We start from the raw sequence: 20,139 nt of genomic DNA, 5'->3' as shown, positions 1-20,139 counted from the left end.
CTTTTAGATGAAGATAGGTGTGATTATGGGAGGGATTTCCCTCGAAGCCGAGGTGTCCCTGAGAACGGGCCGGGAAATGCTGAACCATCTGGATTCGCGTAAATATGAGGTAACTCCGATTGTAATCAGCAACCGGGAGGATTGGATAGAGCAGGTGAAGGGGCTGGATCTTGCGCTCCTGGCGCTGCATGGGACGTACGGCGAGGATGGCACGGTGCAGGGGACGCTGGAGACACTGGGGATTCCCTATACAGGAAGTGGCGTTTTGTCGAGCAGCCTATGCATGAATAAGGATATGTCCAAAAAAATACTGCGCAGCGATGGTGTGCTTACGCCCGAATGGCTCTGCTGGGACAGCATGGATGACTATTCGCCGGAAGCTGTGCAGCGGCTGGGCTATCCGGTGATGGTGAAGCCAAACTCAGGCGGCTCCAGCATCGGGATGGCCAAGGTGAATGATCCGGCGGACTTGAGGGCTGCGGTGCTGCAGGCTTTTGCCAGTGATCCTGATGGGGCGGTCCTGATCGAACGGTTCACAACGGGACAGGAAATCACCTGCTCTCTCCTGGAGGGGGAGCTGCTGCCGATTATCGGAATTGCTGCGGCAGGCGCCGAGTGGTTCGATTATACGGCTAAATATGAGGAAGGCGGGGCGATCGAGCAGGTTATCGTTTTGCCGCCAGAGGTAGAGGCGCGGGTACGTGTTGCGGCTCTGGCCTCATGGAAAGCACTGAAATGCAGCGTATATGCCCGTGTGGATATGCTGCTGCAGGATGGCGTTCCAGTCGTGCTGGAAGTGAACACACTGCCCGGAATGACAAAGACCAGTCTGCTTCCGAGAAGCGCACAGGCGGCAGGGCTGACCTTCGGCGGGTTGCTCGACCGGATTATTGAGAGCTCGCTTTCGTTGCGCGGGCAGGAGAAAGGGGAGACGGTATATGCTGGATAAGCTGATTGCCCCGCGGGTGCGGGAGATTCCGCCTTCGGGCATCCGGGCATTTTTTGAGCTGAGTGCTGGCAACAGTGAGATGATCTCGCTGGGCGTAGGGGAACCGGATTTTGTGACACCGGAGCATGTCCGGGCAGTATGCATAGAGGCGCTGAACCGGGGCGAGACGATGTATACACCGAATGCGGGTCTGCCCAAGCTGCGGGAGGAAATTGCCGGCTATCTGCACGCAAGCTTTGAGCTTAGTTATGATCCGGGGCATGAGGTGCTGGTTACTGTGGGCAGCAGTGAAGCTGTGGATCTGGCGCTGCGGTCATTCATCGCTCCGGGGGATGAAGTCATCCTGCCTTCTCCGAGTTATATTGCTTACTCCCCTATTGGGCACCTGAATGGCGGAGTTATGGTGGAGGTGGAGTCTTCCGCGGAAGAGGGCTTTAAGCTTACGGCGGAGGCACTCCTGAAAGTGATTACCCCGCGTTCCAAGCTGCTGATGGTCAATTTTCCGAATAATCCGACAGGCGCGGTAATGACTTATGAAGACTGGCTGCCGATCGCCGAGATTGTCAAGCAGAATAATCTGATTGTTATCTCCGATGAAATTTATGCGGAGCTGACCTATGACCGCAAGCATGTCAGCATTGCCTCTCTGCCGGGCATGCTGGAGCGGACCATTGTCATCAGCGGTTTCTCCAAGGCGTTTGCAATGACCGGATGGCGTGTAGGTTATGCCTGTGGCGGCCGGGAGCTGATTGCGGCGATGCTCAAAATCCATCAGTACACGGCGATGTGTGCACCGGTGCTGGGGCAGATTGCGGCGATCGAATCTTTGCAAAACGGGCTTGAGCACAAGGAAGCGATGAAGGAAATATTCCGTCAGCGCCGGGAGTTGCTTGTAGAAGGCTTCCGCTCGATCGGGTTGCCTTGCCATCAGCCGGAGGGCGCCTTTTATGCCTTTCCCCGCATCGCCCATACCGGACTCAGTTCCGGGGAATTTGCTGTGCAGCTGCTGAAGGAATCCGGTGTTGCTGCCGTTCCGGGCCATGTGTTCGGGGCAGGCGGTGAGGGGTATCTCCGCTGTTCGTATGCAGTGTCCACCCAGAAGCTGACCGAAGCGCTGGAACGGATGGAAGCTTTCATGAAGGTCAAAATCTAATTGTTAAATAAGTGTCTTTCCCCTATAATCCAAAGTTGAAGAAGCCGGAGAAGAGGAGGATGGATGATGTTAACTACTATATTGGAAGCAGCGGGACAAATCGCATCGCCGGTTGAGGAGTCCATTCGGCAGGCGGAGCTCCGCCTGAACAGTCTGACCAAGCCGCCCGGAAGCCTCGGGCGGCTTGAGGCGCTTGCTGTACGGCTGGCCGGGATATCGGCCCGGCCGCAGCCGGAGTATACCAAGCGCACGGTGGTGGTGATGGCTGCAGACCATGGCGTGTGCTGCGAAGGGGTCAGTGCTTTTCCGCAGGAAGTTACACTGCAAATGGCCCATAACTTTCTCGGCGGCGGGGCCGGAGTGAATGTGCTGGCCCGTCAGGCCGGAGCCGAAGTGAAGCTTGTCGATATCGGCATGAACGGGGAGATTGAGCATCCCTTGCTCGTGAACCGCAAGATCCGCCGGGGGACGGACAACATGGCGCAGGGACCGGCGATGAGCCGCGAGGATGCGGGGCGTACGGTGCTGGCTGGTGTGCAGATTGCGCAGGAAGCGGTCAAGAGCGGTACGGACATCTTTGTCACAGGTGAGATGGGGATCGGCAATACGACGGCCAGTGCGGCTGTGCTCTGCGCGCTGGAAGGTCTGTCCGCAGAGGCCGCAGTTGGCCGGGGAACCGGGATCGACGATGAACGGCTCGCCCGCAAGACCGTCGTGGTGGAACGGGCGCTGCGCGTGAACCGTCCGGATGCCGCCGACCCGCTCGATGTGCTGGCCAAGGTAGGCGGACTTGAGATCGCCGGTCTGGCCGGGCTGATTCTCGGTGCGGCGGCCTTACAGACCCCCGTCATCCTGGACGGGTTCATCTCCGGCGCGGCGGCAATGGTGGCCACGGCACTGGCACCGGAAGCGAGGGCTTATCTGATCGCGTCGCATGTCTCCGGTGAGCAGGGCCACAAGCTGATGCTTGAACGTCTTGGACTGGAGCCGCTGCTGGACCTCGGCCTGCGGCTGGGGGAAGGCACTGGAGGCGTGTTGTGTCTGCATCTCATTGAAGCGGTGTGCCGGATAATGAGCGAGATGGCGACGTTTGAGAGTGCCGGCATTTCCGGCGCGGCTGAAGCATGAGCATCCTTGTGACAGGCGGTGCGCGCAGCGGCAAGAGCGGCTTTGCCGAGAAGTTGACGATGAAGCTGGCAGGGGAAGCGGTATATGTGGCTACCGGACAAGCTTTTGACGCAGAGATGAAGCAGCGGATTGCTTTGCATCGGGAGCAGCGGGAGGCCGCAGGTTACCCCTGGGCGACTTTGGAGGAGCCGCTTGATGTACCGGAGCTGCTGGCACGGCTCTCTGGTGGAGAGGTCAACGCCAAAGGCCAAGCGGTGCTGGTAGACTGCCTGACGTTATGGCTGTCGAATGTATTGCTGTCCGTGGAAGCGGAGGCTGACAGACAGGAGCTTGTGGAGCGGGAGATAAGCAGGCTGGTGCAGAGTGTGCAGGCTTTCCGGGGCACTTTAGTGCTCGTTACCAATGAAGTGGGTGACGGGATTGTGCCCGAGTATGCCCTCGGACGGCTGTACCGTGATCTGGCCGGGCGGATGAACGCGCTGCTGGCCCGGGAGTGCGCGCAGGTGTTTCTGGTGACGGCCGGGATTCCCGTGGAGCTGAAGAGCCGGGAGTACAAGCTGTGATCAGGCGCAGGGATGCGGTGGCTGCCGCCTTTCAGTTCCTGTCCCGGTTCCCGGTTCCCGGCGATCCCGGCTTCTCCAGGGAGCTGCTGCACCGCAGCGTAGTCTACTACCCGCTGGTAGGCGCAGCTATCGGGCTGTGCGTGGCAGCGGCCGCTGCCTTGTCAGGGCTGCTGCTTCCGCCGCTGCCCGCTGCTGTGATCACCCTGATCCTGTGGGTGCTGTTGACGGGCGGGCTGCATCTCGACGGCTGGATGGACACCGCCGACGGACTGCTCAGCCACCGCTCCCGCGAACGGATGCTGGAGATCATGAAGGACAGCCGCGTGGGCGCGATGGGCGTACTCGCCTGTGTGCTGCTGCTCCTGCTGAAGGCTTCCCTGCTGGCGGCATGGATCCCGGGCAGCGGTTATACCGCGCTGCCGCTGCTCCTGCTGCCGCCGGTGTGGAGCCGCTGGTTCATGGTGCGGGCCATGGCCCGCCTGCCAATCGCCCGCGGCGATGATGGCCTGGCCGCCAGCTTCGCGGGGCTGGCGGCCGTGCAGGAGCGGCGCGCGCTGGCGCTGGCCGCGCTGCTTACGCTGGCCGCGGCCGGGGTGCCGCTGGCGTTAAGCGGCCCCGGTGCAGCAGCCTGGCCGCTGCATCTGGCCGCGGCGCTGCTGGTGCCGGGCGCGGCGTATGCTTGCGGCACCCTGGCCGCGCGCCGGGCCAGCCGCCGGCTCGGCGGGCTCACCGGCGACGTATACGGTGCGCTGAATGAGCTGCTGGAGGCCGCGCTGCTGCTGGTGCTGGTGCTGCTCCAGCACAGCGGCCTGTAGGCGCGCAGCCAGACATCAGGGCTGCCGTTATTTGACCACGGCCCCGGCCTGTTCACCTGCTGTACAGCCCGCGCCGCCAACATGCTGTACTTATGAGGGCGGCCTACGGGTGGCTGCAGGCCAGAGGACCACAGCTGGGATAAGGGAAGGGGTCATTTGACTGCATTATGTACATCAGTATGCGGGAAAACGTGGCGTTTTTGCGATTTGGCTGCATTTCATACATCAGAAAAAGCAAATAAGGCCCTTTTTTCTAAGTGTTCCAATTTTTCAATGTACAAAATACATCAGAATGGACTTTGAGGGGAATCCAGAGTGATTTGGCTGTACGAAATACATCAGAACCGCCAATCCTCTGTGAATCTACCGACATACTTCCGCCAATCCTCTGCCAATCCATCGCGAATTCTCTGCAAATTCTCTACGAATCCTCTGCGAATCCATCGCGGATCCTCTGCGAATCCACCGTCAATCTCTACGAATCCTCCGCCAATCCACCACCAATCCACCGCTGCCGTCTTTGTGCCCGGACTTTTACCGCAGAGGGGCCGCCTTAAATAGCAAGAGGATGTCCTAGGCCATTTCCATGGCTTTTGGACACCCTCTTTTTTTGTTTTCCTGTTTCCATCTTACCGGAAGGAAGGCTAGATCTTGAACTGGCCTACCGCTTCCTGCAGCTTGACCGCTTGCTCGTGCAGATGCGATACAGTACGGGCATTTCCCTCCAGCTCAAGGCGCTGCCGCTCGGAATTCTGGACGAGACTTTCCACACTGGTCTGTGATTTGGCGGTGATTTGTGCTGTTTCTTCCACAGAGGCACTGACTTCCTCCGTGCCGGCCGAGATCTGCTGTGTAGCCGCAGAGACAGACTGGATGCTTTGGTTGATGCTTTGAATCAGGGTCAGCAGGTGATTAAAAGCATTCCCCGCATCTGCAACCTTGTGAGCCCCGGAGGAAATCTCCGAGTTTACGTGATTCATCTCGGCTACGGAACGGGCCATATCCTCCTGCAGGCCGAGCAGGAATTCACGGATCTGGTCGGTGGCATTCCGCGACTGCTCCGAGAGCTTGCGGACTTCTCCGGCCACGACGGCAAAGCCGCGTCCATGCTCTCCGGCACGCGCCGCCTCAATGGAGGCATTGAGGGAGAGCATTTGAATTTGTTTGGTGATTTCCGTAATCCCCTGCAAGACTTCGCCAATCATCAGCGAACGTTCGTTCATTACCCGGAATTGCTCCAGGGATTGCTCGGAAGCCCGTTCGACCTGGCGCATTTGCTCCACGGCGTTTTGGGCAATGTCATTGCCGGAGGCCGCTTCCATGGAAGCTTCGCTGATTTGCTCGGTAACCTCGCCGGCGGATGAGGCGATATGCTGAATACCGAAATTGATCTCATCCATAGCTCTGGAGTTGTCGAGGGCGCTGCCGGCAATAGACGAGCTGCCAGTGCCAATTTCTACAACCGAAGCTGCAGACTGCTCCGTCATTTCATTTAATACATCCACGCGCTTATTTAGATCATTGGCATCCGCTACTACGATCCCAGAGGTGTTTAGAACCTGGCCGATCATTTCCTTCAAGTGAAGGGTCATGGTCCGGAAGCTGTCCGAGAGCTGTCCGACCTCGTCAGTGCCCTTGATCGTCAGCTCCTGCGTAAAGTCGCCGCTGGCCAGTCTGTTGCTGTAGGCTGCAAGCTGTGTAATCGGCCGCGTAATTCTCCGGCTCATGAAGGAGGCTCCGCTGAGGCCGACGATCATCGCCAGCAGCGTAATGCCGGCGCTGGTCCAGAGAATGCTGTGTTTTTTCTCGTCTACAAAACCTACATCCGAGCTTACGCCAACCAGCATGGTGCTGCCGGGGACGGCCATATAAGCTGTCTTATGTATACCGTAACTGTCGCTGTAAACATCGCTGATTCCGGATTTGCCTTTGTTCTTCGCGGCTTGTTCTATCGCCGGGGAGACAGCAATGTTATCCTCACGCTTCATGGCTGAATCCCGGTTGGCAGTGAGAATGGTTGCCCTGCCTTCCTTGTAATTGAGCAGAAAGATGGTTTCCACATCATGCTGTTTGCGTTTATCGTCGAAATAAAATTTGACATTGCTGGTGGCTTGCTCGCTGTTATTCAGCGTTTGCTGGGCATGGGTGGCATTCAGATTCTTGTATACATCATCTGCAGCAGCGCTCAGCTGTTTCGTGATTTGTGGCATGACATAGTTGTTGATGGTGTTGATGGAGATGAAGTAGAAGCTGATGCTTAACAAAAGTGATGTAAGGAGCAGGACGACAAATAACAAACGCGTGAATTTCCGACTTATCGAATGCTTAAAACGAAACATAGTACTCTCTCCTCTTCCATAGAATGAGTCAGAATCTCACTTAAGCCCTGGGTCATAGGTTAGCGGCAATATTTTCTCTGTGAAAAATAGGTCATATAACCTGCTATTGGTTTTTTAGGTCCAGCCGACGTGATTGATAACTATTCTATAGAATTAACCCTCGGTTGAATAGTGAAAAATTTGAATTTCGCAGCACAATTTTCAGAAACTTGACTGTTTTCATGAAAATTTTAGCTTAATCTAGTATCCAGGTCCTGAATATGATAGAGTATTTATGTTTTGTTCCGGAACTCGGAGCCGCGGTTCGTAACCATCCCGCGTAAACAAAACTAGGAGGAGTCCATAGAATCATGTTTAATTTGTGGTGGGGAGTTTTATTTGTTCTGGTCAATTTTGCTTTGTTTTTATTGTGTTACCGTTTGTTTGGTAAAAAAGGCCTGTATGCCTGGGTAGGAGTGGCTACGGTCATAGCGAATATTCAGGTGGCTAAAACTATTGAAATGCCGTTCGGCATTGTTATGACGCTGGGCAATACGATGTATGTGACGCTGTATATGGCCAGTGATTTGCTTAATGAGAAATATGGCCGGGCTGAAGCGCGTACGGCCGTCTGGTTCGGTTTCTTCACTCTGCTGATGACAACTGTGATCATGCAGATGGTGCTGATATTTGAGCCGCAGGAGACGGATATTGCACAGTCTTCCCTGCAGACCCTCTTTGGGCTTTTGCCGCGTCTGGCACTCGGCAGCCTTACCGCCTATTTCATCAGCCAACTGCTGGATGTACGCTTATATTCGTGGATACGGAGTTATTACGGCAGCTCCCGTCAGCTATGGATTCGTTCCAACGGCAGCACAATGGTCAGCTCCTTTGTGGATACGCTGATTTTCTGCACGATTGCTTTTGCCGGTATGTATGACTGGGGCATCTGGTTAGAGATCCTGCTAACCACCTATATCGTGAAATTTGTATTAACTGCAGCTGGAACGCCCATTCTGTATCTGGCCCGTTCGTTCACCTTCGCGGATGAGCAGCCCTTGATAGAGAAACGTACGGATTCCGGGGGAAATTCGGCCTGAGCAGCGCGGGCATACCCGGCGCTACTATATAGGGGCCTGGACACGGACGAGGTGACTTTCTGGAGAGTCAAAGAAATCGCTCATTTTTGAATGGTTGCTCGATAAAACCATTTAGAAAGGGCGATTTCTTTAAAATCGGGGACAATAGCGATGGAAATAACAGTCTGATCGCGGAGCGCCACACAAGTCCCCACTTCCATCCTACTCAAAAAAAAGGGGGTGTCCCAAGCAGCCATTTCATGGCTTTTGGGACACCCCCTAATCTGAAGGGCCAAGCTCTGCGCAGGTTTCGGGACGGGATACCGATAGCCGTTCTACAGATGCAGCACGGTCAGTTCTTTTGGGAAGCTGGTAAGAGTCTGCGGCCCGTCTTCTGTAACCAGTACATCATCTTCAATCCGCACGCCGCCAAGCTCCGGCACATAAATGCCCGGCTCGACAGTGAATACATTGCCATGCTCGATGATGTCCTCATTCAGCCCGTGCAGAGAAGGATATTCATGCGTATCCATGCCCAGTCCATGTCCTACCCGGTGCATGAAGTAGGGGCCGTACCCTGCAGCTTCAATCACATCACGGGCGGCGCGGTCCACGGAACCAAAGGTGGCTCCGGCACGGGAAGCCGCGATTCCAGCTTCATTCGCAGCCAGTACGGTATTATAAATGGCAGTCAGCTTGTCATCCGCTTTCTCCACGGCGAAGGTGCGGGTAATATCGGAAGCATAACCTGCGGCATATACGCCCAGGTCGAACATAAGGAAATCCCCCGGCTGAATCACGCGGCTGCCCGGCACACCGTGCGGGAGAGCGGTATTGGGTCCGGAGAGTACCATGGTGTCAAAGGAAGGCCCGGAGGCACCCAGCTTTTTCATGAGATATTCAAGCTCCGCCACCAGTTCAATCTCAGTTACACCTGTCTTCACATGCTCAAGCCCGCGGCGCAGCACTTCCTCCACAAGCTCGGCAGCATGTTTCATGCGGCCCGCTTCCTCAGGTGTTTTCTTGGAGCGCATGCTGCGCAGCAGAGGGCCGATGTCGCTGAATGTTTTCGCCGGTACAAACGCTGCGAGCTGCTCGTAGCGGGCTACGGAGAAATGTTCCTTTTCGATGCCGAAGTTGCCAAGGTCTGCACTGCCCAGGCCTTCCTTCAGCAGCAGGTAAGGGTTGTCTGTATCGCTATGGGTGAGGATGTTCTGGACGGAGGAGGAGGCATGGGCCGCTTCACTATCCAAGGCAGGCACTATCAGGGCAGGCTCGTCTCCACGGCGCAGCAGCAATCCAAGAAAACGTTCATGCGGATTACTGGCGAAACCGGTTAAGTAGTAGACATGTTTGGGATCAGTGACAAGCAGGGCAGTAAGGCCTGCATCTGTCATTTGCTGCTCCAGGCTAATCAGAGCGTTGTTCATATTGGTTGTGTTCCCCTTTCATTCCGCTTCTGCAGGATGGTTCAATGAATGCTTTTCTTAAGCCTATGAAATGATGTAACATAATCTTAAAACATATTGCCCTAAAAGACCAGAAGGGCTCGCTTTCGGGTGTATGTGCCGGCAGGCTCTGCCGGGAGAGGGGAGACACGGGATGAAGGGGAAGGTTGTTATCGTAACCGGCGGCAATTCCGGAATGGGACTGGCCACGGTGATCGAACTGGCCCGCAGAGGTGCGGCCGTAGTCATGGCTTGCCGCAGCCGCCAGCGCGGAGAAGAGGCATTGGCGGAAGCCAAACGTCAGAGCGGCTCGGACCACATTATGCTCATGCTGTGTGATTTGGCTTCTCTGGATAGTATCCGTGCCTTTGTCCGGGAGTTTAGGGCCAGTTTTCCGGTGCTGGATGTGCTGATCAACAATGCCGGGGTCGTTACCGTCAAGCGCCAGCTTACGGCTGACGGCTTTGAGATGGACCTTGGCGTGAACCACTTAGGTCATTTTTTGCTGACGAATCTGCTGCTGGATACTTTACAGGCGGCACCGCAAGGAAGGATTGTTGTTGTTGCCTCAGGTGCCTACAAAATCGGAGCCATGCACTATGACGACCCGACCTTATCCCGTGGCTTCAATCCGGCGAAAGCCTATGCCAGATCCAAGCTGGCCAATATCCTCTTTACAAAAGAGCTTGCTGCAAGGCTTGAGGGAAGCGGGATCACGGTCAACTGTGTACATCCGGGGGCTGTAGGCACTAATATTGGCGTCAACCGGGACACCGGGTTTGGCCGTTCTGTAATGAAGCTGGCCGCGTATTTCTTTCTGACCTCCGAGCAGGGAGCGGATACGGCTATATATCTGGCCACGGCCCCGGAGCTGCATGAGGTATCCGGTCAATATTATTACCGCCGCAACAGGAAGGAACTGGCACCAAGGGCAGCGGACAAGGAAGCGGCGGAACAGCTGTGGCAATGGAGTCTCGCCCAGGTTGGTCTTTAGCAGAAGCCTGTGAAGGAATATAAACATCAGTGTGGAGGAATGGAAGTATGGGATGGCAGAATTATAGAATAGAGAATGCAGTTCACGCCGATTTGGCCACGATTGTGGAGATTTATAATTCGACTATTGCCGGCAGAACCGTGACAGCCGATCTGGAGCCGGTTAGCGTGGAAGCGAAAGAAGCGTGGTTCCGGGAGCATAACAGCCATCATCGCCCGCTCTGGGTGCTGAAACAAGAAGGCGAGATTGCCGCCTGGTTCAGTTTCCAGTCGTTCTACGGACGTCCCGCCTATGACGTGACAGCTGAGATCAGCGTATATGTGGGGGAGAAATACCGCGGAAGCGGAGCCGGAAGCTTGCTGATGACCAAAGCGCTGGAGGAATGTCCGCGCCTCGGAATTAAGAACCTGGTGGGATTTGTCTTTGGGCATAACGAGTCAAGCCTGCGGCTGCTGCAGAAATTCGGCTTTGAGAAATGGGGACGGCTGCCTGAGGTTGCAGAATTGGATGGCGTCCCGCGGGATTTGGTTATTGTTGGTCGTAAGGTATAGTCCGTCTCAGAATTGCTAAGGACAAGACGATGAAGGGTCATCCTCTCCAGGAGAACTCCCCGGCTCAATCCAGGCATCGGACCACTGCTGCAAGTCGCGGATGACAGCTTTCAGCGCCAGTCCTTTGTCGGTCAAGGAATATTGGATTCGTACCGGAGTTTCAGGGAACACCTCGCGGAGGACAATGCCCTCCTGTTCCAGCTCTTTCAGCCGTTCGGACAGCAGTCTGCCGCTGACGGGCAGGGAAGCTTCAATGGCGCTAAAACGCTGGGGGCCCTGCAGGAGCTGATAAATAATTAAACCGGTCCAGCGTCTGCCGATAATGTCCATGCTTTTTTGTAAGCGGGGACATAAATCTGTGGATTTCATAAAGCTCACCTCTTACTGTACATTATAAACGAAAAGACCGGGGACTAAAACAGGGGGAAGCCCCAGAACGAAAGGAAGATTTATCATGGCTAAAAAGAAGAAAATGCCCACTACTCCGCGTACCGCAACGCCGGACGGTCCTGCCACACTCAAGGACCTGCTGAGCAGCGAGGTTCTGGATATGCTCAAGGCACAGTCCGATGCGCTCAAAACGGAGGAGAATGACCGTAAGGAAGCGGCCCGCAAGGCTGTGGAGGATGAGCGCAAGGCGGAACAGAAGCGGCTGGAGAACGATTTTGGCCATCTGCTGGAGAACAGCAAGCAGGACTGGCATAACTTCAAATAAGCTTCATGAAGCCTTATGCTGCAATAAATAGAACAACGTTATATCAGAGCCGTGGATCAGCAGTTGATCTACGGCTCTTTTGGTGCGAGGAAGAAAAAATCATCTCTTTTTTGTAAATAATTATAGTCAATTTGTATATTATAATTTACAAAAGGGATATGATAATATACAATTTATGTTATGGGGGTTGGAACATTTGAGCGAACTATACAATCATGTGCGTGAATTGAGGGCCAGGGAGCGGTTGTCCCAGAATGAGCTGGCCCAGCGAATTGGAGCATCCCGTCAGACCATTGCCTTAATTGAAAGGGGCGATTACTCGCCGTCGGTAGTTCTGGCTCTGAAGATTGCAAAGGTTTTTGATGTGAAGGTTGAAGATGTGTTCAGTATAAATGATAAGGAGAGTGATTCGTAATGAATACAAGTCAGGTAAAGAAAACGGCCAGAGTCAGAGGGATTTCCAAACTGCTCTTGTATATGATTATTGGCGGAACCATAGGTTATATTTTTGCATCCGGTTCAGTGAAGGTGCCTGAGGACTTCCAGTTGAATATCAAGCTGGTCTATGAATACGATTTGCTGTTTGGATTTATTGCTCTGGTCTCCTTACTGTTAGCTGTATGGAATGCGACCGGATTGCTTCGGGTTGGCAGCATGCCAAGAGAAGATGAAGATTTTGTATTAAGTCCTGCCGAGAAGCTCTTGGGCAATCTGATGAAGACCAGTTCCTATAATGTGATTATTTCGTTAATGTGGACTTTTCTGTCGCTTGCTTATGCGCTGGGGGCACAGGAGCAGCCTGCGGAGGATAAGACTTTTATGTTGGTGAATATGATTACAGCTGTCGTATTTATACTGGTCACCTTTTTGCTGCAGCATCATACACTTGTTAAATACAACAAATATTACCCTGAGCGTACCCTGGATCTGAGAGTGGGAAACACACGCGAGGCACAGCGCGAATTTTTTGCCAAATTGGACGAAGCTGAACGATGGACCGTTTACCGTTCCTCTTTCGCTGCCTTTAAAGCGACTAATTCCACATTGATTGGCGGTATTGTGTTGTTCACGCTGTACTCCCTGTTCTTCGGATTTGCACCGCTTCCGATTATCGTGCTGGCGCTTATTCTGCTGATTCAGCAAGGAGCCTATTACCGTGAAGCCGGCAAGTTAAGCAAGTAGACGGATCTGCTAAAGTCCGGAAGATTTCCCTTAAGAACGGAATCAAGTCAGGTCAATATAACTCACTGCACAAATATCAATTTCCAGTTAAAGGGTTGACAATGAGCAGCTTAGCCGTTTAATATTGGATTTATCATTTAGAGAAGGGAGGCCGATGGGTCATGATTGAATACAGAAGCTTGAAACTGTCGCTGTTGCCGTTATCATCCATGACAACTGCATATGTAAGATCTGATCTTATCGGCCTCAATCGGACAACGTGATGCGCTGCGGCTCATCCTGTTAAAGAAGGCGGCAGGTGTATCCCCCCGGGATACCTGTGCCCGCCGCGAAGTTGCATTATGCTCCAAGGGAGCCGTGGATCAGTTGATGATCTGCGGCTCTTTTTGCTATGCCCGAAATGAACAATACCAAATATTAAATGATTAAATTCATTGAATACCTGAAGGGAATTGAAACTTATTTATGAATACTCAGCAACCATCTACGGGCTATGAGCCCGGATATAAACATGAAGTGAAACTGCCGGGAGGCGATCTTAAAGTCTATGCCAGCGACCAATTATTCGCTTCTTTGGACTATAAAGTGCTGGATATGGCGAACAACAATCTGCATATTCCGAATATTGAATTTATGAGTTATACACCGGATGTGCATGTCGGTGTAGGTACCTGTATCGGCACTACGGCGGTATGGGATGCCGAAGCGGGTTATGTCTCACCTTCAATTGTGGGCAGCGACATCGGCTGCGGGATGCGTGTGCATCTGACCAATCTGCACAAGGATGATCTGCAGGAGGTGAAGCTGCGCCGCAAGCTGGTGCGGGCTATCATGAAATATTTGCCGATGGAAGCACAGCAGCGGGGGCATTTCGGCGACATCCGGCTGGAGCATATTGTCCGCAAAGGACTGCATGGACTGCCGAACAAATATATCCCCGACAGCTATACCCCGAAGAAATCGACCGCGTTGTCCCACGTGGAGATCAGCAAGCTCAGCTTTGACGAGGAAGTGCTGAACGGGATTCCCGATATGACCTGGCACCGGGGGCACCGGCAGCTTGGAACACTGGGCGGCGGCAACCATTTTGTCGAGATTCAGGCGATTGAGATCGCGGAGGAGCAACGTGAGGTGGCTGAAGCCTGGGGCCTTTATGACGGACAGATTGTGGTCATGGTCCATTCCGGCTCCCGGGCCTGGGGCGGTGCGGTGAACCAGTACTGCACCCCGGCTTTTGCCAAGGTGATGGGGAAGCTCGGGCTCGGCACTGCTGACCCGCGGCTGATTTTTGCACCGCTTGCCCATCCTGAAGCGCAGCAGTATGTGAACCTGATGTATTCCGCGCTGAACTACGCTGTCGTGAACCGGCATCTGATTGCCTTTTCGGTCCGTGAGGCTTTTCGTGAGGTGTTCGGCACCCAATGCGAGCTGCGGACCCTGTACGATCTGATGCACAATTACGCCTGGGAAGAGAACACCTCGTCCGGTGCCAAATTTGTGCACCGCAAGGGAGCAACGCGTGCCCTGCCTGCCGGGCACCCCGCCAACCCTAAGCCCTATGCGGCTACCGGGCATCCGGCGCTGATTCCGGGCTCGATGGGCACAGCCTCCTATCTGATGGTCGGCAAGCCCGGCGGCGAAGAGAATTATTATTCGATCTGCCACGGTGCAGGCCGGGCCCGCTCGCGTTCAGCCACGAAACGGCTGGTGACTGTAGGAGAATTCGCCCGGTCGCTCCGGGTCGGTCAAGCGGATGAGATCGTGGTCAATCAGCATTCCCTGGAATCTATCATTGACGAATCGCCGCAAGCCTATAAGAATGTAGATGAAATCATAGAAAGCGTTACGGGCGCAGGTCTGGCTGCTGTTGTCGCCAAATGCAAGCCGCTCGCAGCGATAAAGGGGAGCAAGTAACCATGGAGACGGAGTGGAAGAAGCAGACTGTAATATATGAGTATGACGAGCAAACGGACGGCACGATCAAAGGGTATGCGGCGTATGCCCGCCTGGTGGACGGAATCAGCGGGGCCCTCTTTGCCCGGTATGGTGTGGAGTATGAGCTTTATGCCAGCGATGATCCCAACAGTGAATACTGGAAGCTGTTGGAGAACGATGTGAAAAGCGGCAATCCCGAGGTGGAGCATGTGGCGCGGATCTTTGACCGGCTGGAGGAACGGACATTTGCTTATGATGACGACAAAGAACAGCCGGATTACAACATCCACCTGTCCATCCGCAACAATGTGCTGGCTTATCCTGCACTGGGCGTCGCCTTGGCACGGGTGCCTGTGTTTCAGGAGCATGGGATCAACTTTCAGGATTATGTCTTTGCCGCTTCCGATAGCCAGCTCCAGGCTTTCCTGGGGAATGTGCGCACACGGCAACGCGAGCAGAATATCAACAAGGTCACCGTATTTACGGATATGCGCAACGGAATGTCCCGCGAGGACGAGCCGATTACCCGTTCGGTCGGCCGGGAGGAGGTTGTGCTGGATGCAGCAATCAAGAAGGAGATCTACCGCTCGCTCGACCAGTTTTTTGATGCGGACCGTTCTTTTTATCTGACGTACGATATTCCTTACAAAAGAGGGGTCCTGCTCTATGGCCATCCGGGCAACGGCAAGACCACGCTGGTCAAATCCATTGCCGGCAGTGTGCCGGGTCCGGTCGTATACTGGCAAATTACCGAGTATACGAGCAGTGAGTCCGTAGGCGAAGTGTTCGAAGCTGCTTCCCGGCTCGCGCCGATGGTGCTGGTGATTGAGGATATTGACTCCATGCCGCAGGAGGTACGCTCCTTCTTCCTGAATACCCTGGACGGCGCCACCTCCAAGGAGGGCATCTTCCTGATCGGAACGACCAATTATCCGGACAAAATCGACCCTGGCCTCATGAACCGAGCCGGCCGGTTCGACCGGGCCTACGAGATCCGCATGCCGGATGAGGCCCTCCGGCTGGAATACCTCCGGCTGCGCCGTTTCCAGGTCTTTGCGGGCGAGGAAGGCACCGCCCTGGCGGCCCGCCTGACGGAGCATTTCTCGCTGACGCAGCTCGGCGAGCTGTATGTCAGTGCCGCACTGGAATGGCATGAGAACGGCACCGCCGGTGTCGAAGCTCTGGTCCGGAGCATGCGCGGCGAGCTGGACAAAGGCCGCAAGCAGGAATGGATGAAGGACGACAAGTCATCCATTGGTTTTTATTGAATGACTGGTTTTTTTGAAGAAGGATCTGCGTGAGCGCTTGATGTGGACGCTCCGCGAACGGACTGTTGTTCCAATCGCTGTTGTATCCGGATTTTTTAATTTCGGTTAGCGGTGAAAATCCGGATCCAAAGGCGACCGCTACCGCTTTTCCACATCATTCCGTTCTCTCCGCTGCTTTTTGTACATTCAATAACCCATGGCCATCTTTTCCTGCCAATAGATTTAGAAGAGGACAATCAGCATCGCTGCGATGCTGATTTTTTACGGTTACTAAAATGAGGAGCGGCTGTCTCTAGTGGTAGAAACAGCTGCTCTAGGAACAGCCCCGTTTTTTGTAACTTTTGGAGGACTCATACGTGGATAGGTTAAGGGGGGAGAGGATGAAGGCAAATTCACTGGATGAGGTCTATCAGCTGTACGTAATCGACATATACCGTTATTTGCGCTCCCTCTGTCAAGACCATCATGCCGCGGAAGATTTGATGCAGGAGACCTTTTACCGTGCGTATTTGTACCTTGAGGACTGCAGGGAGGATAAAATTAAGCCTTGGCTGTTTCGCGTGGCCTACCATGTTTTTGTGGACTATACACGCAAGGAGAGCAGGAGTGTGGTCCAGGGAGAGGCGTTTTTCAGGACAATCGCACACCCGGACAATACGGAAGAGACACTACTGCGGCAGGAAGAATGGGAGCAGATTAACCTGGTGATAGCAGGATTGCCTGAGAATCAGCGTCATGCTCTGCTGCTGCATGATTTTCATGGACTGACCTACCAGGAGGCAGCGGGGATTCTGAATGTGGGCCTCTCCCAATACAAAATACTCATCTTTCGGGCCAGACAGAAGCTGCGGGAGGCTAAGAGGAGGAGGAACGCCAATGAGTGAGGATTTCAAGGAGAAGCTGCGGAGATATAGCGAAGGCTCCCTTCCTGGAGAAGAGCGGGAGGAAATGGAGCGGGAGCTTGCGAAGATGGAAGCCTACCAGACGTATCTGGATGAGCTGATGGGTGCAGAGGAAACGCCGGAAGCGGAGAATGGGGGTTCGAAGCCCCGGGGCAGCGGTAAGAAACCCGGCAGACCGGGCTCGGATAAAAAAATTATCCGCCGGGGCAAATGGAGGGCTCGGATCGCCAATACATTCACGGTACTGTCGGCACTCTTAATCATCACGGTTCTTAGCAGTATTATTACTTCGGTATTTTATGAAACTGGAGCTCGGAGGGAGAATTACCGCGATGTAGTCTCTTCTGCGCTGGCCGTTTCCCGGCCGAATACGAGTGTGCAGTTGAACGGCAGCACCCATGTTTTTTTTACGACGGACTTTGCCGGTAAGCTGGTGAAGCGGATTGGGGACGAGCAAGTAACGGTTGGTGATTATTCGCTGCGGATGCTGCTGGGCAGGGCCTCAATATCTCAATATTCATGGCTGGATGAGCAGAGCGTGAACGGGGGTGTATTTTATTATCCACGGGCGGGAACCCCAACTGGAACCGGTGAACGCTGGGACGATGAGGAATGGGGCAAACTGGAGAAACTGCCGGAGGGGACGGTAGCCGAGGTTTATCTTTCTTTTGACCAATTGTTCACTACGGATCAGTTGCTGCAAAAGTTTGAAGGCAGGAATATGGAACCGGTGTGGTTTGCCGCAGATACAGGTCCCGACGCCGTGGATGCAGAAGGACAAGTGCTCACAACTCCACTCGGATTTCCATATCAGCCGATTTGGCATGCCGATGATATGATCGTTCAGGAGGTCAAGGAGACCAAAGCTGGCTGGTTCGGCATGACAGGCTCAAGATCAGTGTTATCTTCCTCTCCACCTGTAGAATCCTATGGGAGCGGTGAACTGCGTGAGGAGAACTTCATGAAGACACTGTATTTGATGCAGGAATACAAATCTATTGCTGCTAAAGTCGCTCCTTTTATCCGGCTGGATGAATCGGTCAGCTATCTCGAAGAGAACGGAGTCCGTCTCTATGGAGCCGTTGTTACAGGTCCGGTCAAGGAACTGCTGAAGCTGCGGGAAGAACCGCGGATCAGCCATCTGCGGGTGGGAGAAGTCCGGCTCTGGAATTGGCGTGACAGGGATGATAATTAGAGAACTTCGGAGAGCTTGCACGGGCCATACCTCACACAAACTTGCTTCTCCCGGGTGCAAATCGTACAATTATTGGATACGAATTGCACTAGATTAGGAGCTGAAGCGAGATGAGAATCGGAGTCGTAGCAGATACACATATGAGCCGAACGGCCAAAAGCCTGCCGAAAGCGCTGGTAGAGGAATTTCGTCAAGTGGACCAGATCCTGCATCTGGGGGACTGGGTCGCGCTGGAGGTCTATGAAATGCTCGCAGCGCTGGCCCCTGTCGAGGGAATCGCCGGGAACAATGACGGCGCTGAGATTATCAGCCGGTTCGGTGAACGTAAGATCATTACCCTGGAAGGGATGCGCATCGGCATGATTCACGGGCATGCGCCATACTCCCGCAAAGGGACCGACGGGAATGCGCTGCTTGCTTTTGAAGGAGAGTCTGTGGACATCATTCTGTTCGGGCATTCGCATCAGCCGCTGCTGCGGAAGGAGAAGGGCATTCTCCTGTTCAACCCGGGTTCACCTACGGATAAGCGGCGGGAGAAGCAATATTCCTTCGGCCTGCTGGATATTGCGGATGGCGAAGTGAATGCCCGGCATATTTTGTACGATTCAAAGGAATAGAGTGAAATGTCCAAATCATGTGGATTTCTCTCCATGGGCAGGCCGGAAGTTTCAGGATACACTTGCTGTATACTGAACATGGAAAGCGGGAGATCCTTATGAATGGCTATCGTATTGAACGGGCGGGACTCGAAGACTTGGAGCTGCTGATCCCTCTATTTGACGGATACCGGGTCTTTTACGGTCAGGACTCTGACCCCGGCGGTGCACGTTTTTTTCTCACAGAAAGACTGGAACTGGATGAAGCGGTTATCTTCATGGCTGTGGAGGGAGAAGGGGCGGACAGACGTGTGTGGGGCTTTACCCAACTCTACCCGTCCTTCTCATCGGTCAGCATGCAGCGGCTCTGGATACTTAACGATTTGTTCGTGGACGCTGGGAGACGCGGGGCAGGTTTGGGTTCCATGCTTCTGTCGGCTGCGCGTGAATGGGCCCGGAGTACCGGAACCAAAGGCCTCACATTGACGACGATGACAGATAATACCGCCGCCCAGCGGCTCTATGAGGCTATGGGATTTATCAAGGATGAAGAGATGGTTATCTATGATTTGTTTTTTGAAAAGTAAGGAGCGGTGACATGGAGACCAATAGCAAGCTGGCGGTGTTTTTTGATCTGGATGATACGCTGTATGATCACTTGGTCCCTTTCAGGGAAGCGGTACGGGAAGTGTATCCGTTGCCGGAAGGCAGTCTGAATGATGCGGATTTATTCTACAGGGTAAGGCATCACAGCGATCTGCTGTGGCCGAAGTATCTGCGGGGAGAGCTTCCGCTGGAAGAGACGCGGCTGCTGCGGATAGAGCGCGCTTTTGCCGAATACGATTTGCACCTGGACCGGAGTCAGGCCGAAGCGATCCAAGCAGCGTATATTGCCCGGCAATATACCATTGAAATGATAGACGGGGTACGGGCGCAGCTGGAACGTTTCCTCACGGCCGGGCATACGGTAGGCATCATCACGAATGGCCCCCGGGAGCATCAGATGAATAAAATCATCGGACTGGGTGTAGACAAGCTCATTCCGGCGGAGCGGATTTTTATCTCGGATGCCGTGGGCATTGCCAAGCCGGACCCGGAGATTTTTGCTTATGTGAACCGGAAGACCGGAACGTCGGCAGCACACTCGATGTATGTCGGGGATACCTGGGATAATGATGTTGTTGGAGCCCTGGAGGCAGGCTGGAAAGTGTGCTGGTATAATCCGCGCGGCCGGGAGCCGGGACCGAATCATAAACCGAGTTATACCTTTGTCAATTATAAGGAATTCAGCGAGCTGCCGATTCTGTAGCAGCACAAAAAAGGTGCCCAGGAAGCCATTCGTTCGTTG

The 20,139-nt window shown here is 54.1% G+C and carries 22 protein-coding genes and 1 riboswitch; of the genes, 18 read left to right on the top strand and 4 right to left on the bottom strand.

Annotated elements, in window-relative coordinates:
- Positions 1 to 7: 7 nt before the first annotated feature.
- From IEY53_RS14365 to cobS, 5 genes are all read left to right on the top strand, one after another.
- The gene (locus IEY53_RS14365; RefSeq protein ID WP_189025979.1) at positions 8 to 949 is read left to right on the top strand and encodes a D-alanine--D-alanine ligase; all 942 of its coding nucleotides are present in this window, start codon (positions 8 to 10) and stop codon (positions 947 to 949) included.
- Positions 939 to 2,102 carry an aminotransferase class I/II-fold pyridoxal phosphate-dependent enzyme gene (locus IEY53_RS14360; RefSeq protein ID WP_189025977.1) on the top strand — a complete coding sequence of 388 codons (1,164 nt, stop codon included), beginning with the start codon at positions 939 to 941 and terminating at the stop codon, positions 2,100 to 2,102. The genes IEY53_RS14365 and IEY53_RS14360 overlap by 11 nt, the downstream gene beginning before the upstream one ends.
- A gap of 66 nt (positions 2,103 to 2,168) precedes the next feature.
- Positions 2,169 to 3,230 carry a nicotinate-nucleotide--dimethylbenzimidazole phosphoribosyltransferase gene (gene cobT / locus IEY53_RS14355; RefSeq protein WP_189025976.1) on the top strand — a complete coding sequence of 354 codons (1,062 nt, stop codon included), beginning with the start codon at positions 2,169 to 2,171 and terminating at the stop codon, positions 3,228 to 3,230.
- The gene (gene cobU / locus IEY53_RS14350; RefSeq protein WP_189025974.1) at positions 3,227 to 3,793 is read left to right on the top strand and encodes a bifunctional adenosylcobinamide kinase/adenosylcobinamide-phosphate guanylyltransferase; all 567 of its coding nucleotides are present in this window, start codon (positions 3,227 to 3,229) and stop codon (positions 3,791 to 3,793) included. The genes cobT and cobU overlap by 4 nt, the downstream gene beginning before the upstream one ends.
- Positions 3,790 to 4,608, top strand: coding sequence for an adenosylcobinamide-GDP ribazoletransferase (cobS, locus tag IEY53_RS14345; protein WP_189025972.1), 819 nt, complete (start codon positions 3,790 to 3,792; stop codon positions 4,606 to 4,608). Before cobU ends, cobS begins: the two co-directional genes overlap by 4 nt.
- 338 nt (positions 4,609 to 4,946) lie before the next feature.
- On the opposite strand, the gene IEY53_RS14340 is transcribed toward cobS, so the two are convergent.
- Positions 4,947 to 5,117: a hypothetical protein gene (locus tag IEY53_RS14340; protein WP_189025970.1), complete on the bottom strand. Its 171-nt coding sequence runs from the start codon at positions 5,115 to 5,117 to the stop codon at positions 4,947 to 4,949.
- A gap of 135 nt (positions 5,118 to 5,252) precedes the next feature.
- Positions 5,253 to 6,947, bottom strand: coding sequence for a methyl-accepting chemotaxis protein (locus IEY53_RS14335; RefSeq protein ID WP_189025968.1), 1,695 nt, complete (start codon positions 6,945 to 6,947; stop codon positions 5,253 to 5,255).
- 293 nt (positions 6,948 to 7,240) lie between these two features.
- Positions 7,241 to 7,286, top strand: a riboswitch (PreQ1 riboswitch).
- A gap of 11 nt (positions 7,287 to 7,297) precedes the next feature.
- Between IEY53_RS14335 and IEY53_RS14330 the strand changes: the two genes are divergently transcribed.
- On the top strand, positions 7,298 to 8,026 hold the full coding sequence (locus tag IEY53_RS14330; protein ID WP_189025966.1) for a queuosine precursor transporter: 729 nt from the start codon (positions 7,298 to 7,300) through the stop codon (positions 8,024 to 8,026).
- Positions 8,027 to 8,340: 314 nt separating this feature from the next.
- Here IEY53_RS14330 and IEY53_RS14325 read toward each other — a convergent pair whose 3' ends face one another.
- Positions 8,341 to 9,435, bottom strand: a complete 1,095-nt coding sequence (locus tag IEY53_RS14325; protein WP_189025964.1) for a M24 family metallopeptidase — start codon at positions 9,433 to 9,435, stop codon at positions 8,341 to 8,343.
- Positions 9,436 to 9,607: 172 nt separating this feature from the next.
- Between IEY53_RS14325 and IEY53_RS14320 the strand changes: the two genes are divergently transcribed.
- Positions 9,608 to 10,447: an SDR family oxidoreductase gene (locus IEY53_RS14320; RefSeq protein ID WP_189025962.1), complete on the top strand. Its 840-nt coding sequence runs from the start codon at positions 9,608 to 9,610 to the stop codon at positions 10,445 to 10,447.
- Positions 10,448 to 10,494: 47 nt separating this feature from the next.
- On the top strand, positions 10,495 to 10,998 hold the full coding sequence (locus tag IEY53_RS14315; protein WP_189025960.1) for a GNAT family N-acetyltransferase: 504 nt from the start codon (positions 10,495 to 10,497) through the stop codon (positions 10,996 to 10,998).
- A gap of 15 nt (positions 10,999 to 11,013) precedes the next feature.
- Here the strand turns inward: IEY53_RS14315 and IEY53_RS14310 are convergent, their stop codons facing one another.
- Positions 11,014 to 11,367, bottom strand: a complete 354-nt coding sequence (locus IEY53_RS14310; protein ID WP_189025958.1) for a winged helix-turn-helix transcriptional regulator — start codon at positions 11,365 to 11,367, stop codon at positions 11,014 to 11,016.
- A gap of 85 nt (positions 11,368 to 11,452) precedes the next feature.
- On the opposite strand from IEY53_RS14310, the gene IEY53_RS14305 reads away from it, so the two are divergent.
- The 10 genes from IEY53_RS14305 to IEY53_RS14260 all read left to right on the top strand — a co-directional run bounded on the left by IEY53_RS14305 (position 11,453) and on the right by IEY53_RS14260 (position 20,100).
- Positions 11,453 to 11,713, top strand: coding sequence for a YqkE family protein (locus tag IEY53_RS14305; protein WP_189025956.1), 261 nt, complete (start codon positions 11,453 to 11,455; stop codon positions 11,711 to 11,713).
- A gap of 196 nt (positions 11,714 to 11,909) precedes the next feature.
- Entirely contained in the window at positions 11,910 to 12,128 is a 219-nt protein-coding gene (locus tag IEY53_RS14300; RefSeq protein ID WP_229696149.1) for a helix-turn-helix transcriptional regulator, read from the top strand.
- Entirely contained in the window at positions 12,128 to 12,895 is a 768-nt protein-coding gene (locus IEY53_RS14295; RefSeq protein WP_189025952.1) for a DUF3169 family protein, read from the top strand. The genes IEY53_RS14300 and IEY53_RS14295 overlap by 1 nt, the downstream gene beginning before the upstream one ends.
- 465 nt (positions 12,896 to 13,360) lie before the next feature.
- The gene (locus IEY53_RS14290; RefSeq protein WP_189025950.1) at positions 13,361 to 14,809 is read left to right on the top strand and encodes an RtcB family protein; all 1,449 of its coding nucleotides are present in this window, start codon (positions 13,361 to 13,363) and stop codon (positions 14,807 to 14,809) included.
- Between the two features lie 2 nt (positions 14,810 to 14,811).
- Positions 14,812 to 16,098, top strand: coding sequence for an AAA family ATPase (locus IEY53_RS14285; RefSeq protein ID WP_189025948.1), 1,287 nt, complete (start codon positions 14,812 to 14,814; stop codon positions 16,096 to 16,098).
- A 380-nt stretch (positions 16,099 to 16,478) separates the two neighbouring features.
- The gene (locus tag IEY53_RS14280; protein ID WP_189025946.1) at positions 16,479 to 16,982 is read left to right on the top strand and encodes a sigma-70 family RNA polymerase sigma factor; all 504 of its coding nucleotides are present in this window, start codon (positions 16,479 to 16,481) and stop codon (positions 16,980 to 16,982) included.
- On the top strand, positions 16,975 to 18,195 hold the full coding sequence (locus IEY53_RS14275) for an anti-sigma factor (protein ID WP_189025944.1): 1,221 nt from the start codon (positions 16,975 to 16,977) through the stop codon (positions 18,193 to 18,195). The genes IEY53_RS14280 and IEY53_RS14275 overlap by 8 nt, the downstream gene beginning before the upstream one ends.
- A 110-nt stretch (positions 18,196 to 18,305) precedes the next feature.
- A complete protein-coding gene (locus IEY53_RS14270; protein WP_189025942.1) occupies positions 18,306 to 18,812 on the top strand; it encodes a metallophosphoesterase family protein in 507 nt (168 codons plus the stop codon).
- A gap of 98 nt (positions 18,813 to 18,910) precedes the next feature.
- Positions 18,911 to 19,378, top strand: a complete 468-nt coding sequence (locus tag IEY53_RS14265) for a GNAT family N-acetyltransferase (protein WP_189025940.1) — start codon at positions 18,911 to 18,913, stop codon at positions 19,376 to 19,378.
- 11 nt (positions 19,379 to 19,389) lie between these two features.
- The gene (locus tag IEY53_RS14260; RefSeq protein WP_189025938.1) at positions 19,390 to 20,100 is read left to right on the top strand and encodes an HAD family hydrolase; all 711 of its coding nucleotides are present in this window, start codon (positions 19,390 to 19,392) and stop codon (positions 20,098 to 20,100) included.
- Positions 20,101 to 20,139 lie beyond the last annotated feature (39 nt).

The sequence above is a fragment of the Paenibacillus albidus genome (genome assembly GCF_014644435.1).
Taxonomy (GTDB): Bacteria; Bacillota; Bacilli; order Paenibacillales; family Paenibacillaceae; genus Paenibacillus_AQ; species Paenibacillus_AQ albidus.
Note: the sequence above shows the minus strand (reverse complement) of the source record. Positions and strands in the feature narration are given on the sequence as shown.

Coding starts and splice junctions, on each gene's coding strand:
- IEY53_RS14330 (WP_189025966.1), top strand. CDS start 7,298: ATGTTTAATTTGTGGTGGGGAGTTTTATTTGTTCTGGTCAATTTTGCT.
- IEY53_RS14325 (WP_189025964.1), bottom strand. CDS start 9,435: ATGAACAACGCTCTGATTAGCCTGGAGCAGCAAATGACAGATGCAGGC.
- cobT (WP_189025976.1), top strand. CDS start 2,169: ATGTTAACTACTATATTGGAAGCAGCGGGACAAATCGCATCGCCGGTT.
- IEY53_RS14290 (WP_189025950.1), top strand. CDS start 13,361: ATGAATACTCAGCAACCATCTACGGGCTATGAGCCCGGATATAAACAT.
- IEY53_RS14285 (WP_189025948.1), top strand. CDS start 14,812: ATGGAGACGGAGTGGAAGAAGCAGACTGTAATATATGAGTATGACGAG.
- cobU (WP_189025974.1), top strand. CDS start 3,227: ATGAGCATCCTTGTGACAGGCGGTGCGCGCAGCGGCAAGAGCGGCTTT.
- IEY53_RS14270 (WP_189025942.1), top strand. CDS start 18,306: ATGAGAATCGGAGTCGTAGCAGATACACATATGAGCCGAACGGCCAAA.
- IEY53_RS14320 (WP_189025962.1), top strand. CDS start 9,608: ATGAAGGGGAAGGTTGTTATCGTAACCGGCGGCAATTCCGGAATGGGA.
- IEY53_RS14295 (WP_189025952.1), top strand. CDS start 12,128: ATGAATACAAGTCAGGTAAAGAAAACGGCCAGAGTCAGAGGGATTTCC.
- IEY53_RS14260 (WP_189025938.1), top strand. CDS start 19,390: ATGGAGACCAATAGCAAGCTGGCGGTGTTTTTTGATCTGGATGATACG.
- IEY53_RS14275 (WP_189025944.1), top strand. CDS start 16,975: ATGAGTGAGGATTTCAAGGAGAAGCTGCGGAGATATAGCGAAGGCTCC.
- IEY53_RS14365 (WP_189025979.1), top strand. CDS start 8: ATGAAGATAGGTGTGATTATGGGAGGGATTTCCCTCGAAGCCGAGGTG.
- IEY53_RS14315 (WP_189025960.1), top strand. CDS start 10,495: ATGGGATGGCAGAATTATAGAATAGAGAATGCAGTTCACGCCGATTTG.
- IEY53_RS14310 (WP_189025958.1), bottom strand. CDS start 11,367: ATGAAATCCACAGATTTATGTCCCCGCTTACAAAAAAGCATGGACATT.
- IEY53_RS14305 (WP_189025956.1), top strand. CDS start 11,453: ATGGCTAAAAAGAAGAAAATGCCCACTACTCCGCGTACCGCAACGCCG.
- IEY53_RS14335 (WP_189025968.1), bottom strand. CDS start 6,947: ATGTTTCGTTTTAAGCATTCGATAAGTCGGAAATTCACGCGTTTGTTA.
- IEY53_RS14265 (WP_189025940.1), top strand. CDS start 18,911: ATGAATGGCTATCGTATTGAACGGGCGGGACTCGAAGACTTGGAGCTG.
- IEY53_RS14360 (WP_189025977.1), top strand. CDS start 939: ATGCTGGATAAGCTGATTGCCCCGCGGGTGCGGGAGATTCCGCCTTCG.
- IEY53_RS14280 (WP_189025946.1), top strand. CDS start 16,479: ATGAAGGCAAATTCACTGGATGAGGTCTATCAGCTGTACGTAATCGAC.